This window comes from Streptomyces galbus (genome assembly GCF_005280195.1).
GTDB lineage: Bacteria > Actinomycetota > Actinomycetes > Streptomycetales > Streptomycetaceae > Streptomyces > Streptomyces galbus.
In genome coordinates this window covers 80,240-96,473 of record NZ_SZPR01000035.1, presented here as the reverse complement: position 1 = coordinate 96,473, position 16,234 = coordinate 80,240, and the positions used below count along the sequence as shown (strand labels likewise).

General features: G+C 74.8%; 20 protein-coding genes. 7 read left to right on the top strand and 13 right to left on the bottom strand.

Annotation, left to right across the window (positions count from 1 at the left end):
* Positions 1-105 precede the first annotated feature (105 nt).
* The 7 genes from E4U92_RS33195 to E4U92_RS33165 all read right to left on the bottom strand — a co-directional run bounded on the left by E4U92_RS33195 (position 106) and on the right by E4U92_RS33165 (position 6,383).
* Positions 106-843 carry an esterase/lipase family protein gene (locus E4U92_RS33195; RefSeq protein ID WP_137304143.1) on the bottom strand — a complete coding sequence of 246 codons (738 nt, stop codon included), beginning with the start codon at positions 841-843 and terminating at the stop codon, positions 106-108.
* 152 nt (positions 844-995) lie between these two features.
* Entirely contained in the window at positions 996-2,213 is a 1,218-nt protein-coding gene (locus E4U92_RS33190) for a cytochrome P450 family protein (RefSeq protein WP_137304142.1), read from the bottom strand.
* Complete coding sequence (locus tag E4U92_RS33185; RefSeq protein ID WP_137304141.1) at positions 2,210-3,448, bottom strand: cytochrome P450 family protein; 1,239 nt, start codon at positions 3,446-3,448, stop codon at positions 2,210-2,212. Before E4U92_RS33185 ends, E4U92_RS33190 begins: the two co-directional genes overlap by 4 nt.
* Positions 3,445-4,065 carry a GTP-binding protein gene (locus E4U92_RS33180; protein ID WP_137304140.1) on the bottom strand — a complete coding sequence of 207 codons (621 nt, stop codon included), beginning with the start codon at positions 4,063-4,065 and terminating at the stop codon, positions 3,445-3,447. The genes E4U92_RS33185 and E4U92_RS33180 overlap by 4 nt, the downstream gene beginning before the upstream one ends.
* Complete coding sequence (locus E4U92_RS33175; protein WP_137304139.1) at positions 4,040-4,399, bottom strand: DUF742 domain-containing protein; 360 nt, start codon at positions 4,397-4,399, stop codon at positions 4,040-4,042. The genes E4U92_RS33180 and E4U92_RS33175 overlap by 26 nt, the downstream gene beginning before the upstream one ends.
* Positions 4,396-4,818 carry a roadblock/LC7 domain-containing protein gene (locus E4U92_RS33170; RefSeq protein ID WP_137304138.1) on the bottom strand — a complete coding sequence of 141 codons (423 nt, stop codon included), beginning with the start codon at positions 4,816-4,818 and terminating at the stop codon, positions 4,396-4,398. Before E4U92_RS33170 ends, E4U92_RS33175 begins: the two co-directional genes overlap by 4 nt.
* Complete coding sequence (locus E4U92_RS33165) at positions 4,815-6,383, bottom strand: ATP-binding protein (protein WP_229862888.1); 1,569 nt, start codon at positions 6,381-6,383, stop codon at positions 4,815-4,817. Before E4U92_RS33165 ends, E4U92_RS33170 begins: the two co-directional genes overlap by 4 nt.
* 483 nt (positions 6,384-6,866) lie before the next feature.
* Here E4U92_RS33165 and E4U92_RS33160 point away from each other — a divergent pair, with 483 nt between their 5' ends.
* A complete protein-coding gene (locus E4U92_RS33160) occupies positions 6,867-7,208 on the top strand; it encodes an SCO0607 family lipoprotein (protein ID WP_168725249.1) in 342 nt (113 codons plus the stop codon).
* A gap of 71 nt (positions 7,209-7,279) precedes the next feature.
* Here E4U92_RS33160 and E4U92_RS33155 read toward each other — a convergent pair whose 3' ends face one another.
* On the bottom strand, positions 7,280-7,774 hold the full coding sequence (locus tag E4U92_RS33155; RefSeq protein ID WP_137304137.1) for a hypothetical protein: 495 nt from the start codon (positions 7,772-7,774) through the stop codon (positions 7,280-7,282).
* A 407-nt stretch (positions 7,775-8,181) separates the two neighbouring features.
* On the opposite strand from E4U92_RS33155, the gene E4U92_RS33150 reads away from it, so the two are divergent.
* A complete protein-coding gene (locus E4U92_RS33150; RefSeq protein WP_137304136.1) occupies positions 8,182-8,634 on the top strand; it encodes a flavodoxin family protein in 453 nt (150 codons plus the stop codon).
* 48 nt (positions 8,635-8,682) lie between these two features.
* Here E4U92_RS33150 and E4U92_RS33145 read toward each other — a convergent pair whose 3' ends face one another.
* The 3 genes from E4U92_RS33145 to E4U92_RS33135 all read right to left on the bottom strand — a co-directional run bounded on the left by E4U92_RS33145 (position 8,683) and on the right by E4U92_RS33135 (position 10,753).
* Entirely contained in the window at positions 8,683-9,156 is a 474-nt protein-coding gene (locus E4U92_RS33145) for a hypothetical protein (protein WP_137304135.1), read from the bottom strand.
* A 147-nt stretch (positions 9,157-9,303) separates the two neighbouring features.
* Positions 9,304-10,398, bottom strand: coding sequence for an FUSC family protein (locus E4U92_RS33140; protein ID WP_229862891.1), 1,095 nt, complete (start codon positions 10,396-10,398; stop codon positions 9,304-9,306).
* A 154-nt stretch (positions 10,399-10,552) separates the two neighbouring features.
* Complete coding sequence (locus E4U92_RS33135) at positions 10,553-10,753, bottom strand: hypothetical protein (protein ID WP_137304133.1); 201 nt, start codon at positions 10,751-10,753, stop codon at positions 10,553-10,555.
* 315 nt (positions 10,754-11,068) lie between these two features.
* On the opposite strand from E4U92_RS33135, the gene pgm reads away from it, so the two are divergent.
* From pgm to E4U92_RS36110, 5 genes are all read left to right on the top strand, one after another.
* A complete protein-coding gene (pgm, locus tag E4U92_RS33130; protein WP_137304132.1) occupies positions 11,069-12,709 on the top strand; it encodes a phosphoglucomutase (alpha-D-glucose-1,6-bisphosphate-dependent) in 1,641 nt (546 codons plus the stop codon).
* A 114-nt stretch (positions 12,710-12,823) separates the two neighbouring features.
* Positions 12,824-13,516, top strand: a complete 693-nt coding sequence (locus E4U92_RS33125; protein WP_137304131.1) for a nucleotidyltransferase family protein — start codon at positions 12,824-12,826, stop codon at positions 13,514-13,516.
* Positions 13,513-13,779: a hypothetical protein gene (locus E4U92_RS33120; protein ID WP_137304130.1), complete on the top strand. Its 267-nt coding sequence runs from the start codon at positions 13,513-13,515 to the stop codon at positions 13,777-13,779. The genes E4U92_RS33125 and E4U92_RS33120 overlap by 4 nt, the downstream gene beginning before the upstream one ends.
* On the top strand, positions 13,776-14,552 hold the full coding sequence (locus tag E4U92_RS33115) for a metallophosphoesterase family protein (RefSeq protein WP_137304129.1): 777 nt from the start codon (positions 13,776-13,778) through the stop codon (positions 14,550-14,552). The genes E4U92_RS33120 and E4U92_RS33115 overlap by 4 nt, the downstream gene beginning before the upstream one ends.
* 108 nt (positions 14,553-14,660) lie before the next feature.
* A complete protein-coding gene (locus E4U92_RS36110) occupies positions 14,661-14,831 on the top strand; it encodes a hypothetical protein (RefSeq protein WP_168725248.1) in 171 nt (56 codons plus the stop codon).
* Positions 14,832-14,880: 49 nt separating this feature from the next.
* Here E4U92_RS36110 and E4U92_RS33110 read toward each other — a convergent pair whose 3' ends face one another.
* Positions 14,881-15,399 (bottom strand): molybdenum cofactor biosysynthesis protein, encoded by a 519-nt coding sequence (locus E4U92_RS33110; RefSeq protein WP_137304128.1) that lies wholly within the window; start codon positions 15,397-15,399, stop codon positions 14,881-14,883.
* Between the two features lie 40 nt (positions 15,400-15,439).
* Positions 15,440-16,111, bottom strand: a complete 672-nt coding sequence (locus E4U92_RS33105) for a hypothetical protein (protein WP_137304127.1) — start codon at positions 16,109-16,111, stop codon at positions 15,440-15,442.
* Between the last annotated feature and the right edge of the window lie 123 nt (positions 16,112-16,234).

The window sequence follows — 16,234 nt, the reverse complement described above, 5'->3', positions numbered from 1 at the left end:
GTCGTCAGGGCGGGCACGGCGGTGGGGCCGGGCGTGAGCGATGGATCGGCTCCGCCCGGCCTTCGCGCCTTCGGGCCTTCGGGCCTTCGCGCCTTCGCCCCGGGATCAGGAGGCGACGAAGCGGGCGATCGCGCCCAGCACGACCGTGTCCGTCAGGTAGCCGATGTGGGTCTGGCACGGCACGTTGTTGTTCACGGCGCCCTCGAGACGGGTGCTGGTGTACGGCAGGATGATGCCGTCGCACGCCGAGTACCAGGTGGCGTACCTGGTGTCGCCGGGTGTCTCGTCGCCCGCCGTGATCTGGGCGATGAAGGACGAGCCCGGGTACATCTGCTGGCAGGTCGTGTAGATCAGGCAGGCGCCGGCGTAGGTGGTGCCGTGGTTGGCGCCGGCGATGGAGGCCAGGTGGCTGACGCTGGCGTTGCCGCCCAGCACCTTCAGGTAGTACTGGCTGACCAGGCCGCCCATGGAGTGGTTGACGATGGCCACCTTGTTCGCGCCGGTCCGCGCCTTGACGTTGTTGACGAAGGCGGCCAGGCCCTGGGCGTTGGTGACGTTGTTGCCGTAGGAGTCGTACTCGTAGGCGAACAGGTTGGAGCTGGACCAGCCGCCGGCCCGGAACACGCTCATGGCGGTGACCCAGTTGGAGGCGTTGCCGGTGTAGCCGTGGACGAAGACGACCGGTGTGCTCGTGGCGAGCGTCCGGGCGGTCGCGCCGGCGGTCCGGGCGGCCGGAGCGGGGGCGGGATCGGCGGCGGCGACCGGCGCCGAGGAGAAGAGGGTGAGCGCGACGGTGGAGGCGGCGAGAAGGCCGAGAAGCCGGCGCGGGGGACGACGACGCATGGGTGCTCCTGAGGGGAGAGAGGCGTGGGGTGCCTGTCTCGCCCAGCGTCGTGGCGGGGAGCGCGGTCGCCATCGGCAGAATCACCAGTGTCCGCGGGGGCAGCGGGAGCAGCGGATCGGGGGACCGGTCGGCCCCCCGTCGCCCGACCGGTTCAGCCGCGCAGCCGGACCGGGATCTCCTGCCAGCCGAACGCGATGAACGACGGCACCTGCGTCAGCTCCCCGGTGGCGAGGTCCAGGTCGGGGAACCGCTCGAACAGGGCGGGCAGCGCGGTGAGCGCCTCCATCCGGGCCAGCGGCGCGCCGATGCAGCGGTGCACGCCGATCCCGAACGCCAGGTGGTCGTCGGCGCCCCGCGCCGCGTCGAAGACGTCCGCGTCCGGGCCGTAGTGGGCCGGGTCCAGGCCCGCAGCGGCGTACGTGGTGATGATCGCGTCGCCGGCGGGGACCGTCACGTCGCCCACCGTCAGGTCGGTGACGGCGAACCGCAGCGGCAGCGAGGCGATCGACGGGTGCGCCCGCAGCGTCTCGTCCACGACCGCGTCCCAGCCGATCGCGCCGCTGCGGACCGCCGCGAGCTGCTCGGGCCGGCGCAGCAGCGCCACCACGGCGTTGCCGATGAGGTTGACGGTCGTCTCGAACCCGGCGCCGATGACCAGCAGCAGCGTGTGGACCAGTTCCTCGGCGCTCAGCCGGTCGCCGTCCTCGTCGCGCACCCGGATCAGCTCGGTCGTCATGTCGTCGCCGGGACGAGCCTGCTTGTGCGCGACCAGGCCGCCCAGCACCGTGCCGATCTGCTCCTGCACGAACGCCGCGTGCTCCGGACCCGGGTCGGAGGTGTCCATGATGGCGGCGATGAGCCGCGCGGTGGCGTCCCGCATCCCCTCGGGCACCCCGAACAGTTCGCAGATGATCCGCATCGGCAGCGGGTGCGCGAAGGCGGCCTTCAGGTCGGCCTCGTCCCCGCCCGCCGCGAGCCCGTCCAGCAGCTCCGCGGTGATCACCTCGACCCGCTCGCGCAGCGCCTCGGTGCGCCGGTGCGTGAAGCTCGGCGCGACCAGCTTGCGCAGCCGCGCGTGGTCGGTGCCGTACGTGGAGAGCATGTTCACCACGCCCACCCAGCCGAGGATCCAGGCCCAGGACGGGTGGTCGCCGATCTCGGGCCACAGCCGCCAGTGCCGGCGCGGGTCCTTGCTGACCCGCGGGTCGAGGATCAGCTCCTTGAGGACGGCGTGGCCGGTCGGTGCCCACGCCGGGATGCCGCCGGGCAGCTCCACGGGGACGATCGGGCCGAGCGCCCGTAACCGGGCGCTCTCGGCGGGGATGTCGGCCCCGAACGGGTCGAGGGCGATGCGGTCGGTGACGGTCACGACTCAACTCCAGGGTGGTCGGGGGAGCGGGCGGTGAAGCGGACAGGCAGGGCGGTCAGCGACCGGTGGAACGGACCGGGCCGCCAGCCCAGGCGCTCGCGCGGCAGCACCGGGTCCAGGTCGGGCAGCCACTGGGTGAGCTGCTCGATCGCCTCGGTGACGATGAGCAGCGTGTGCTGCCTGACGGGACAGGCGTGCGGGCCCGCGCCCCACGACAGGTGGGAGACGTCGCCCGGGTGCCGCCCGCCGGTGTCCTCCTGCTCGGCGAAGGAGGTGAGCGCGCCGAACGACACCACCACCGGCACCGCGTCGCGCAGCCACACCCCGTGGCAGGCCACGGGCTCGCGGGCGTAGTAGATGCCGTAGTTGGTCAGCGGCGTCTCGTGGTGCAGCACCTCCACCACCGCGTCCGTGACCGGCCGGGCCCCGCTGGTCAGGGTCGAGTAGTAGACCGGGTTGCCGAGGATGCGCGACAGCGTGTTGGACACCAGGTTGGCCGTCGGCTCGTAGCCCGCGCCGAGGGTGAGGAACACCTGCCAGGTGACCTCCTCGGGGGTCAGCCCGGCCGGGTGGTCGAGGAGGCGGCTGGGCAGGTCGTCGCCGCGCCGCTCGGCCTTGGCGGCGATCAGGTCCAGCACGTACCGGGCGTACTCCGCCTCGCCCTCGGCGGCCCCCGCGCCGCCCTCCATCATCCGGCCGAGACTCGCGTCGAGCCGGTCGCCCGCGCTCACCGGCATCCCGAACAGGTCGTTGAAGACCAGCGCCATCAGCGGCCGGGAGAAGTCCGCGACCAGGTCCGCCTCGCCGCGCGGCCCGATCCGGTCCACCAGCAGCCGCACCGCCCGGTGCACCCGCGCCCGCAGGTCGTGCGGCTCGAGCAGGTCGAACACGTCGAGGAGCGCGGTGCGGTAGCGCACGTGCGCGCCGCCGTCGGCGAACAGGGCGTTGGGCCGCCACCGCATCATGCCCAGCACCGGCGAGTCGGCCGGCACCGTCTCCTCCCAGGCGCGCGGGTCGTGCGAGAACCGCTCGGTGTCGCGCAGGACCTCCAGCGCGGCCCGCCGCTCGGTCACGACGTACGCCGGGACGCCGGGCGCCAGTTCCGCCCAGCCGATCGGGCCCTGGGCGCGCAGGGCCGCGTAGTAGCGGTGCGGGTCCGCGGCGAACCCGTCCTCCCACAGCCGTACGGGGGCCGAGCGGGAGAAGTCGTGCCGGTCCGGGGGGTACGCGGTCACGGGGACACCGCCTCCTGCGTGGCGATCAGATGGTCCACCAGGGCGAGCAGCGCGTCGACGGAGGAGTTCGTGTCCCGCGCGTCGCACGTCACCATCGGGGTGCCCGGCTCCAGGTCCAGCGCCCGGCGGAGCTGCGCCTCGCCGTAGTGGCGGGGCGCGTCGGGGAAGGCGTTGAACGCCACCGCGTACGGCAGTCCGCTCTCCTCGACCAGTCCCAGCACGTCGAACGACGCGTCGATCCGGCGGCTGTCGACCAGCACCAGCGCGCCGAGCGCGCCGTAGGCGATGTCGTCCCACAGCGACCGGAACCGCTCCTGGCCCGGCGTGCCGAACAGGTACAGCACCACGCCGCCCGCCAGGCTCACCCGGCCGAAGTCGATCGCGACCGTCGTGGTCGTCTTGTCCCGCACCCCGGCCAGGTCGTCCACGCCCGCGGACGCCTCGCTGAGGTGCTCCTCGGTGTGCAGCGGCCGGATCTCCGACACCGAGTCGATCAGGGTCGTCTTGCCCACCCCGAACGGCCCCGCGACCAGGATCTTCACCAGGTCGCGGGCCGTGTCGGGCAGGTGGATGCCGTCGGCGGGGGAGGCGCTAGTGCTTGAGGGCGCGGAGGCCATCGGCCACTCTCTTCAGCAGGTCGGGTTCGAAGCGGTCGGCGGGCGGGATCGGCGCCCGGGCGAGGACCAGGTCCCGGTCGGCGAGGTCGGCGGCGAGGACCCGGACCGCGGACACCGGCAGCCGCAGCAGGGCCGCCGCCTCCACGAGGGCCAGCGCGCCGCCCGCCAGGACGTCCAGCAGGGCGAGTGCGGCGGCGGGCAGCCCGGCGGGCACCGGCGCGTCACCGCGGGTGAGCACCGACAGCCGCTCCAGCTGGGGGCGGCTCGGCCGGGCGACCCCGCCGGTCGACAGGTACGCGGGGACCAGGGGGCGTCCGGCCGGGCGGCCGGTCATGCCGTCGCGTCGTCGTCGGCTCCCCGGACCGCGGCCGCCATGGCCTTCTCGCCGAGCCGCGCCACCTGCGAGTGCACCCGGTGCGCGAGCAGGTCGAGGCGGACCTCGCCGTCGCCGTACGCGGCCACGCAGGTGCCGTGGTCGGTGGGCACGATCAGCACATAGCCGTGGTCGGACTCGACGACCACCTGCCGCACCTCGGCCCGCTCGGCGTCGGCGAACGCGGCCGCTGCGGTGCGGCACGCGCCCTGCACGGTGCTGGTGATCGCGGCCACCCGCTCGGCCGACGCCCGCGACAGCGCGTCGGTGTGGCCGGTCACGAGCCCGTCGCGGGTCAGCATGACGGCGGCCAGGACGTGCGGCACCTGGAGGATCGGCTCCAGGACCCAGGCCGTGTCACCCGTGTTGCGGCTGGTCATCGAGCCGCTCCCCCTTCGTGGTCGGTCGGTTCGTGCGGTGCGCTGCGGTCGGTGCGGTGCTCGTGGCCGGCGGGTGCGGCGGGTGCGGCGGGCCTGGTGGGTCCGGCGCCCCTGCCGTTCCCGTCGGTCGTCCCGCCGTCGGTCCTCCCGCCGTCGGTCGTCCCGTCGTCGTGCTGCCCGCCGGTGTGGGGCGCGGCGGACCGGGCGGCCGCGGTGCCCGCCTGGAGCGCGCCGAGCGCGGCCGCGGCCTCCTCCGGGCGGCGCGCCGGACGGTCCGCGGCGGGAGCGGGCCGGGGCGCGGCCGCCGCGGTACGGCGACGGCGCCGGGGCAGGCCGTCCTCCGCGGCGGGCGCCTGGTGTCCGGCGGCCTCCGACTCGGTGCGCTCGGCGCCGTAGCCGTGGGCCGGAGCCGGAGCCGGAGCCGGAGCTGTCGCTGGAGCCGCGGCTGTCGCCTGAGCCGAGGCCGGTGCGGGCGGGCGCGCCGGGGCGGGACGTCGGGTGGTGCGCGGGGCGCTCGCCGCGGGCGGCTTCTCGTCCGGGTCGAGGTGGCTGAGGAGGTGGCTGTCGACCCGCAGCACCGCCCGGACGCCGCCGTACGGGGAGGCGGAGGAGACGTCGACCCGCAGGTCGAACTGCCGGGTCAGCCGGCCGATCGCGGCCAGCCCCATGCGCGGCGGGTCGCCCAGGTCGGTGAGCAGGATCGGGTCGTCGCCGGCCACCAGGCGCTGGGCGCGCCGGCGTTCGTCCTCGGTCATGCCGAGACCCGCGTCGTCGATGGTCACGCACACGCCGTGGTGGACGTGCTCCAGGCTGACCACCACGTCGGTGTCCGGGGCGGAGTGCCGCAGCGCGTTGTCCAGCAGCTCGGCGACGATGATCGCGACCGGTTCCACGGCGTGCGAGACGAGGGCCGTGCCGGGTTCGAGGTGGTTGTGCACGGCGACCCGGTGGTAGCCCGCGAGCCGGGCCTGGCCGCCGGTGACCGCGTCGACCAGGTGGGACTCCTCACGGGCGAGGCCTACCCAGGCCCCGCACACCACGGCGGCGACCTGCGCGCGACGCAGGGACTGCTCGTTCTCGTGGTCGAGGGCGAACAGGGTCTGCGCCAACTCGGGGTCGTCGTAGCGCTGTTGCAGTTGGCGCAGGGCGTCCTGGAGCCGGTACAGCGCCGCCTGGATCTCCCGGGTGGCCCCGCGCATGCCCGCCTGGGCGGCGGCGTCGACCCGGGTGCGCTGGGCGGCGACCTCGCCCTGCACGGCCACCAGGACGTCGTCGAGCGCCCGTCCCAGCGGGGTGCCGGCCGTCAACGGCTGCAGCGGGCCCGGCACGTCGAGATGGGGGTGGGTCACCTGCCGGGCCGCGGCCGGCACCCGGCGGGCGGCCAGGTGCTCGACCTCGGAGGTGAACGCCCGCACGGAGCCGTCGAGTTGAGTACGCAGTGCCGCGATCTCGGCGCGTCGGCGGGCGTCCCGGCGCCGCAGTCGCAGCAGCCCGCCCCCGAGGGCGAACGCGGACAGGGTGCCGAGGGCGAGGCCGCCGGCGGCCAGATCCGGTAGTGCGGTCATCGATGCGGTTCCAGGGGGGATCGGGGCGGTCGGCGTTCCGGTCGGGAAGCGGGCAGGCGGAGATCCGGGGCCCGCCGGGCGGGCGCTCCGGAGCACAGTACACACCGTCATCGACCGGTCTCGCACGGTCGCCCGGCACTTCGCTCCGAAACCGCCCGTCTTCTGTTCGCTTCTGCGTCGACTGTCGGAATTGCCGTACAGCGCAGGCGAGTTGAGGTGTCCGGATTGCGCCGCCCCCCGGCTGTCAGCCGTTCGGCAGGATCACCGCGCGGCCGTCGACCTTGGGCGGGCTCGCTGTCCAGCAGCGCCAGCAGCCGGCGCATCAGGCGGTCGCCCGCCCGCTGACGCTGCTCCAACTCTCCTGATACTCGGCGGGATTGGGTGCTCGGGCCGGTGGATTCTGAGTACGCGTACTCAGGGATCAGGGGCCTCCGGGAGGCGATCGTGGAGCCACACCGAACGAACGAACGACTGGAGAAGACCATGCGTACGTCCCGCCGCGCGCCCGGCACCGCCGCCGCTCCTCGTACCGGCACGGTCCGTGCCGTCGCCGCCGTCCTCGCGAGCGCGGCGGCCCTGGTGGCGCTGACCGGCTGCGCCGGGTTCGAGTACCGGGAGCACATCTGCTCCGACGGTGAGTACCCCGCCCTGAACGTGGGCACGACCGGTTCCACCTGCGTCCCCGAGGAGGAGGCGCCCCCGGCGGGGTACGTGAAGTACCCGCGGGGCAAGGTGCCGCAGGAGGTCGACGACAAGTGGGACAAGTACTGGCGCACCCACACCCTCGACGAGAACGGCCGAGTCGTCGACGCCCCCGCGAACTGACCCGCACGACCCGGCGACCCGCACGACCCGCCGGACCCGCACGACCCGCCCGTGGCGTCACCCCGTCCCCGTCACGTCCCGGGCTGCGGGAGCTCCGCCTCGGGCCGGGAGGAGGGCGTCCACACCGCGAGGGTGCCGTTGGCCTGGCGGAGCGCCAGTTCCAGCGTCGCGGGCCGGTGCAGCGCCCCGCTCCCGTCCGGCGGCACGAGCCACTCCAGGGAGCGGGCCGGACGGTACGGCGGCGGCACGGCGACCCAGGCACCCCGGCGCGCGTGCCGTACCCCCGCCCCGATCCACCGGCTGCCCGGGTCGGGCGGCAGGAAGAACCCCACCCGGTGCGCGGCGGTGTCGACGAGCGTGGGGCCCGGCACCGGCAGCGAGGGCTGCCACAGCAGGTCCAGGGCGAGCAGCCCCAGCCGGCCGGGCACGCTCAGAACGTCCCAATAGCGGCCCGCCTGCAGCAGGGCGACCCCGGTCCCCTGGTCCCAGTCGCGCTTGCAGGCCCGGGGGTCCGTCGCCGCGGCCGCCAGCCACTCCACGCCGCGCATCCACCCTGCATCGCTCATGTCCGGCTCCGTGTGGGGTCCGTGCGGCGCGGCCGTGCGCGGCCGTGGAACGAGCGCCGGGTACGGGAGTCCGGCCGCCCGGCGACCCGGCATATGCATGCTGGTGGATATCTCTACGTGGCGGAAGGGGTGGCGCGGCCTGGCGTTTCGCCCTGTTCCGTTCGGTTCCCGCGCCCCCGTTCGAAGGCCGTCACCCGTGCGGGGGGACGCTCGGCGCGCCGGCCGGGGTCTTCCCGCGCGCCCGGTGCCGATCGCGTCCGGCGCTCCGTGCCGATCGCGTCCGGCGCGCGGCGTGCCGATGGTGCCCGGCACTCCCTGCCGATCATGCCCCCGCACTCCGCGCACGCTGTGCCCCCACACTCCATGCCGGTTGCGTCGGGCGCGCCCGGCGGGCAGGGTTCCGTGGCGTGGCCACCTTGCTGATCGTCCATCACACGCCGTCGCCGAACTGCCAGGCACTGTTCGAGGCGGTGGTCTCCGGCGCGACCGCACCGGAGATCGACGGCGTGCGCGTCGAGCGGCGCGCGGCCCTCGCGGCCACCGCGTCCGACGTCCTGGCCGCCGACGGGTACCTGCTCGGCACCCCGGCGAACCTCGGCTACATGGCCGGCGCGCTCAAGCACTTCTTCGACCAGGTCTACTACCCGTGCCTGGACGCCACCCGGGGCCGCCCCTTCGGCTACTGGGTGCACGGCGGCAACGACGTCACCGGCGCCGTGCGCGGCATCGAGACGATCACCACCGGCCTGGCCTGGCGGCGCGCCGCCGAACCGGTCACCGTCACGGGAGAGCCGGGCAGAGGCGACACCGAGGCGTGCTGGGAGCTGGGCGCGACCCTGGCCGCGGGCCTGATGGACTGACGGTCCCCGTGCCGGCCGCTCCCCTCCCGGCCGCTTCCTCGTGCCGGGTCAGTTCCAGAGCGTGTACGTCATCACCGTCCGGTACCCCGCGGGCCGCCCGTCGGGGTAGACCAGGGTCAGCCGCGTGTAGTGCGGCACCCCGGGGTGCTTCGTCCAGGAGGCGGCGCGGTCCAGGCGCACCTTCACCGCGTGCGAGCGGAAGGTGCCCGCCGCGCAGTACGGCTTGCAGTCGTTGACGACGTTCACGCCCTGGCCCACCGCCTTGCGCGCGTTCCACTGCGACCAGTGCAGCGAGACCAGGCGGCTGTTGCCGTCGCCGCAGGCCAGGACGAAGTCCGCCGGACGCACCCGGGCCTTCTCGAAGCAGTCGACGAGGACGGGCAGCGGCGCCTTGCGCGCCACGGCGACCGTCCGCTCCCCGGCCGCGGCGTTGCCCGGCGGGGCGGTGGCGGCGCCCGCGAGAGCCGCCAGCGAGAGTGCGGCGCAGGCCGCCAGGGTCGTCCTCGTCCTGTGTCCAGCCATGTCAGCTCCCGGTTTCCGCGAACGCGTCCTCGCGTGGCTCCCCCTCCGACGCTACGACCGCCACCCGGCGCGCACCACTCGCACGGCCCAACGCCCCCCACCGGTGCTCGGGCGCCCGCCCGGACCAGCGGCGCCCCGCCGCCGTCCTCAGCCGCCCAAGGGCACGAGCTGGTCCGCGAGGCGACGCGCCTGCGCCAGCAGCGAACCGTAGGACGCGACGTCCTCGGGGTCGTCGGTCAGCGCCCCCGGCAACCGCACCCGCAGCTCCTCCAGCGTCCGGCGCAGCTCCTCCACGACCTGCTCCAGCCGCTCCTCGTCGCCCTGCCCGAACCGGGTCGCGCTGTACAGCCGCAGCGCCTCGGCGGTGCGCCGCAGGAACGCGGCGTAGTGTCCGGCGACCGCCCGCCGGGGCCACTCCTCGCGGTGCTCGCGCTCGGTCGCCTCCAGGACGGTCCGGGTGACCCCGGCGGTGTGCACGGCGGCGTAGTCGAGGACCACCAGCGCGTCGTCGTACCCGTCGCCCTGCGCGGCGACCGTGCGGCGCCGCGGGTTGACCCGGGCGCTCTCCCGGCCGTGGCCGATCGCGGCGCGGGCCTGCTCGACCAGACGCCCCAGCCGCAGCGCCCGGTCGTGCCACTCGTGGGCGTCGTCGGCGCTCCACTCGCCGCGCTCCATGCCGTCGGCGACCGCGGCGAGGATGTCGTGCGCCTCGTCGGTCGCGTCCCGCAGCGAGGCGTGCGCGTCCCGCAGGTACAGCGGGGGACGCACCAGCGCGTTCACCGCGATCCCCACCAGCGCCCCGAACGCCGCCTCGCCGATCCGGGCCGCCGAGGTGGTCACGCCCACCGGGCCGCCGGTCAGCACGAACAGCGCGCCCGTCGCCGCGTAGATGCCCTGGCTCCCCAGGCGCCGCCAGCTCCCCAGCAGCACGGCGACCGGCAGGACGAGCGCCAGCGCGACCGTCGGCGGCAGCACCAGGCCCACCAGGGTGGCCGCGACGGTGCCCACGGCGATCGCGCCGAGCTGCTGGAGCCCGTGCGCGATCGAGCGGTACACCGTCGACTCGACCAGCACGACCGCCACCCACGGCGCCACGAACGCCACCGGCGCCTGCAGCCACCAGCCCGCGACCGCCCAGGCCACCCACGCGGCCAGCGCCGCCTTGAGCGACTGCACCACCAGGTCCCGCTCGCGCCCGGGCCCCGCCCAGGCCCGCCGCAGCGGCCCGAGGCCCACTTCCACACGCCGTACCGTCCCGTGCGCCGCCTTCCGCGCTTTCGTCATCCAGCCCATCCCGACCAAGTGCCACAGGACGGCCGGCGGATTCCTGTGCGGTCGGTCTCGCTGTGCTGGGGACTGAGCCAGGCACGTGGAGGAGAACGAATCCCAGCGCTCCTCATTCCGCGCGGGAGGCGCTCGCACCCCGCGCGGCTACCCACAGTTTCGCCTTCTTCCAGATCCTCCACATCAGGGTGATGGTGAAGAGAGCGAAGACGAGCAGCCGGAACGCTTCATAGGCGGATACCCGGCTGGGGTGGTCGACGAGCTTCACGCCGATCACCAGCCAATGCCAGAAATGGGCGAAGGTCCCTATCATCCGAGGCGGACGCTCCTTTGATCCTGACGGGTCGTATTCTCCGGGCGGCAGGGACAATACCCCGGGGTCTGCAGGTTCCAGAGGCGCGCTGGTCGTCCCATGACCGCCCAGCGGATCGACGCACAACTCCACTGCAATGAGTAGCCGGGAGCTCGACCGATCTCCGGGTCCGCGCGCGTGAACGGCTTTCCCGGTCGGGCGTGCCGACGGCGTGATCACCGCCACGCGCGCACCCTCGCACGCCGGGGCCCCGCCGGGGAAGATGAGGGGCAGAGCAGGCACCACCACGGCACCACCGAAGCGGAGGACGCACCCATGCAGCACGAGCGAGCGGGCAGCCCGGCCGGCCCCGGGGACCTCGTCGACGTCTCCCGGCTGGTCACCGCGTACTACGCGCTGCACCCCGACCCCGCCGACCCCGGTCAGCGGGTCGCCTTCGGCACGTCGGGACACCGGGGCTCGTCCCTGGCGGGCGCGTTCAACGAGGACCACATCGCCGCCACCAGCCAGGCCATCTGCGAGTACCGGGCGCAGCAGGGCACCGACGGCCCCCTCTTCCTCGGCGCCGACACCCACGCCCTGTCGGAGCCGGCCCGGGTCACCGCGCTGGAGGTGTTCGCCGCCAACGGCGTGACCGTCCTCATCGACGACGCCGACGGCTACACCCCCACCCCGGCCGTGTCGCACGCCATCCTGACCCACAACCGCGGGCGGGCCTCGGGCCTCGCCGACGGCGTCGTCGTCACGCCGTCGCACAACCCGCCCGCCGACGGCGGCTTCAAGTACAACCCGCCCAGCGGCGGCCCCGCCGCCTCGGACGCCACCTCCTGGATCCAGGACCGCGCCAACCAGATCATCGAGGGCGGCCTGAAGGACGTACGGCGCCTGCCCTACGCCCGGGCGCTCGCCGCCCCCACCACCGCCCGCTACGACTTCCTCGGCACCTACGTCGCCGACCTGCCCGCGGTGCTCGACCTGGACGCGGTGCGCGCCGCCGGCGTGCGCATCGGCGCCGACCCGCTGGGCGGGGCGTCGGTCGCCTACTGGGGCCGCATCGCCGAGCAGCACGGCCTCGACCTCACCGTGGTGAACCCGTACACCGACCCGACCTGGCGGTTCATGACGCTGGACTGGGACGGCAAGATCCGCATGGACTGCTCCTCGCCGTACGCCATGGCCTCGCTCATCGAGCAGCGCGACCGCTTCCAGATCTCCACCGGCAACGACGCCGACGCCGACCGGCACGGCATCGTCACCCCGGACGCGGGGCTGATGAACCCCAACCACTACCTCGCTGTCGCGATCCAGTACCTGTACCACCACCGCGACCAGTGGCCGGCCGGCACCGGTGTCGGCAAGACGCTGGTCTCCTCCGCGATGATCGACCGGGTGGCCGCCGACCTGGGCCGGCCCCTCGTCGAGGTGCCCGTCGGGTTCAAGTGGTTCGTGGACGGGCTCGTCTCGGGCACGATCGGGTTCGGCGGCGAGGAGTCGGCCGGCGCGTCCTTCCTGCGCCGCGACGGTTCGGTGTGGACCACCGACAAGGACGGCATCCTGCTCGCCCTGCTCGCCTCGGAGATCACCGCGGTCACCGGCCGCACGCCCTCCGAGCACTACGCCGAGCTCACCTCCCGCTTCGGGGAGCCGGCGTACGCCCGCATCGACGCCCCGGCCACCCGCGAGGAGAAGGCCCTGCTCGCCAAGCTCTCGCCCGCGCAGGTCACGGCCACCTCGCTGGCCGGCGACGAGGTCACCTCGGTGCTCACCGAGGCCCCCGGCAACGGCGCCTCCATCGGCGGCATCAAGGTCTCGACCGCCAACGCCTGGTTCGCGGCCCGTCCCTCCGGCACGGAGGACGTGTACAAGATCTACGCCGAGTCCTTCCTCGGCCCCGACCACCTGGCGCGGGTGCAGGAGGAGGCCAAGGGCGTGGTCCTGGCGGCGCTGAGCGGCTGACCGACGCCTCCGTCCGCCCCCTCGGCGCGGTGTCACGGCCCGACCGCCGGGTACCCGGGTCCCTGTCCAGGCCGGTGCGACCGCCCGGCCTAACCGGCAGAAAGCGGAGGGGTCATGGCGCAGCGCGCTGAGGGGGCGGAACTGCCCCGGGGATCTACGGCACCGGGACTGCGCCTGGCCACGGACGATCCGGAACCGGTGCCGCCCACCGGCCCCGGACCCACGCCGCAGGAGCTGCCGCCCGACCGCACCCAGGCCATCCTGGAGGCGGCCAAGCAGATCGGCAGCCTCCTCAAGCGCGGCGGACACCGGTTCGCCCTGGCCGGCAGCGTGGCCGTGCACGCCCTGGGCGGCCAGCGCAGGCTCCAGCACGACGCCGACTTCTGCGTCCTGCGCGAGGACGCCGACGCGGTCGCGCAGACGCTGCGCGAGGCGGGCCTGGTGGTGCGCGAACCCCCGGAGGACTGGCTGGTGAAGACCACCTGCTTCGGCCAGGACGTCGACATCATCTTCGAGCTGGCGCACCGCCCGGTCACCCCCGACCTGCTCGCCCGGGCGCACGAGCTCCCGGTGGACTCGGTGCGGATGCCGGTGCTGGCGCCGACCGACCTGATGTGGAGCCTGCTCGCCGCGTTCGGCGAGCACCACTGCGACTTCGGCGCGGTGCTCCCGGTCGCCCGGGTGCTGCGCGAGAAGGTCGACTGGGACGACGTACGGGAGCGGTGCGGGCAGGAGCCGATGGCGGACGCGTTCCTGTTCCTGCTCGAACGGCTCGACATCATCGACGCGCGGAGGGAGTCCCGATGAGCGCCCACGACGCACCCGCCGAACCGCTCGACTACCGGGTCGCGCGGCTCGGCGAGACCCTCGCCGGCGGCCCGCTCGGCGAGCTGGGCGTGCGGCTCGAGGTACGCGGCGGAGCCGTCCTCGTCGAGGGCACGGTGCCCTCCGCGCGCTGCCGCGACGACGTGTGCGGCCTGGTCCGCGGCGAACTCGCGGACGTACCGGTGCACTGCGACATCCTCGTCGCTGACGCCTCCGCCCCCGACCACGCCGAGGAGGTCTCGTGATCCGCGTCGCTGCCGTCGGTGACATCCACCTGGGCCCCGACAGCAGGGGCACGCTGCGGCCGTCGTTCGAGACGCTGCCCGACTGCGCCGACCTGCTGCTGCTGGCCGGTGACCTGACCCGGCACGGTACGCCGGAGGAGGCCGAGGTGGTCGCCGCGGAGATCAAGGACCTGGGTGTCCCGGTCGTCGCCGTGCTCGGCAACCACGACCACCACGACGACCACCCCGACGAGGTCACCGCGATCCTGCGGGAGGCGGGCGCCCACGTCCTGGAGGGCGAGAGCGTGGTGCTGACCTGCGGGGACACCAAGGTCGGGGTGGCCGGGACCAAGGGCTTCGGCGGGGGCTTCGTGGGCCGCTGCGCCGGTGAGTTCGGCGAGCCGGTGATGAAGGAGTTCGTGGCCTACTCCCGGCGCCGCGCCGACGGCCTGCGGGAAGCGCTGCAGGAGCTGGCCGGGCAGGACTGCGACGTCCGCGTGGCGCTCACCCACTTCTCGCCCGTGCCGGACACCCTCGCCGGTGAACCGCTGGAGATCTACCCCTTCCTCGGCAGCTACCTGCTGGCGGAGGCGATCGACACGGCCGGCGCCGACCTCGCCGTGCACGGCCACGCCCACGCGGGCACCGAACACGGCATGACCACCGGCGGGGTGAAGGTGCGCAACGTGGCCCAGCCGGTGATCGGGCGGGCCTTCCACGTGTACCACCTGCGTCCGCAGGAGGGGGCCGGCTCGGCGGCCGGGGCGGCGTCGGCGTCGTTCCCGGCGGGCTGAGCCGGGCCGTCGGCGGGCCGCGGATCAACACGTGTGACCAGCGGCTCACGCGGTACTCGCGGGGCGCACGGGACACCACGTCCCACCACGTCCCGAAGGAGTGCCGAGATGACCGTCCCCGAGGAGAACCGGCCCAAGACCGAGTCGACCGACGAGGTGCTGACGTCGGCCGAGGAGACCGAGGAGCAGGGCTCGCCGGCCGAGGGCGCCTCGGGCCGCACGATGCGTGAGGCGCTCCAGGAGGCGGGGGTCGAGCCCGAGGACTTCGAGGAGCGCTGACCCCGCGCCCCGCACGCGGCCACGGCCCGGCGGACGGCTGACCCCGCGGTCAGTCGCCGGCCGGGCCGTCGTCGTCGGCGGGTACGACGCGGAAGGTCGCCTCGCCCACCGTGAGGATGCCGTCCGACAGCGGGGTGCAGCGCACTCCGCCCTTGCCGCGCAGGGCGCGCTGGGCGCCGGGTCCGATCGTGGTGTCCATCCAGGCGCAGGGGCGGGCCGGGCGGTTCACGGCGAACCGCACCGGGCCCCGGCCGCAGTCGAGTTCGACGGTGGCGCCGACCAGCGCGTCGATGTCCACGCTCCGCAGCAGGACGTTGCGGCGGGTGTGCCGCAGGTCCGCCGTGGGGGCGATGTGGCGCGGCAGGTTCTCCTCGGCCATGAGGGTCACCGACGCGTCGCGGTGCGCGGGCCGCGCGTAGTAGCGGTCGCCGACCAGCCCGAGCCGGCGCCGCACCTCCACCGACCGCACGCGCTCGTCGTCCGGCCCGGCCGAGGGCCCGTCGGCCGGACGCCCGGCGTACCGGTGCGCCGGCGAGACCAGCAGCTCCACGACTTCGACCCGAATCACGAGCCCAGCCTAGGGGGTGTCCGGACGGGGGAGCGGGGGCTCAGCCCTCGCCCGCGGGGGTGCGCTCCGGTCCCGTCACCTGCGTCAGGGGCGTCCCGCCCGCCCACAGCCGTAATCGGGCCCCGTCGACGAGGTAGGTGTGGCCCTGCCGCGAGGCCCACACGACGTCCCGGTGGGAGAACGTGCCGCGGTGGACGACGAGCCGCAGCCACGGCCCGGTCCGCCGCCGGGCCGAGAGCCGCGCGCGGCAGGCGCAGGACGTCTCCTCGTCGGGCAGGGGCTCGGCGACCGGGCGGAACACCACGTCGAGCAGCCGGCCGCGCCGGTCGCGGGCGGCGAGGTGCGGCACGGTGTGCTCCGACGGCGGCAGCACCCGCCAGCCGTCCGGGCGCAGCATCCGGGCCACCGCCACGACCAGCGCGGGCACGTCCAGTTCGGCCAGCTCGCGCGCGGTGTAGTAGCCCGCGCTGCGCCGCACGCGCGTGCGGAAACGGCGGCCCGCCACGACGGCCGTCACCGTGACCGCGGCGAGGACGGACACCGCCGCGGGCGGGCCGACCGCGCGCCAGACCAGCGCGAGACCCGCCGTCCCGGCGCACACGGCGGCCACCAGGCCGGTCAGCGCGGGCAGCACCTGCCGCAGCCGGGGCCCGTCCCGCCCCGCCGCACGCGTCGGTCCGCCCTCCGGTCCCCGTCCGTCGCACCCCGCCATCGGCGTCGCCCCCCGCCCCCGGACACGCCCTCGTGTGAGGACGAGATACCCACCGGCACGACGCGGCGCCCCGGGCCGGCGCAATCAGGCCAAGGGTTGGCCGAAGTGAGCCGGCCCACGGCG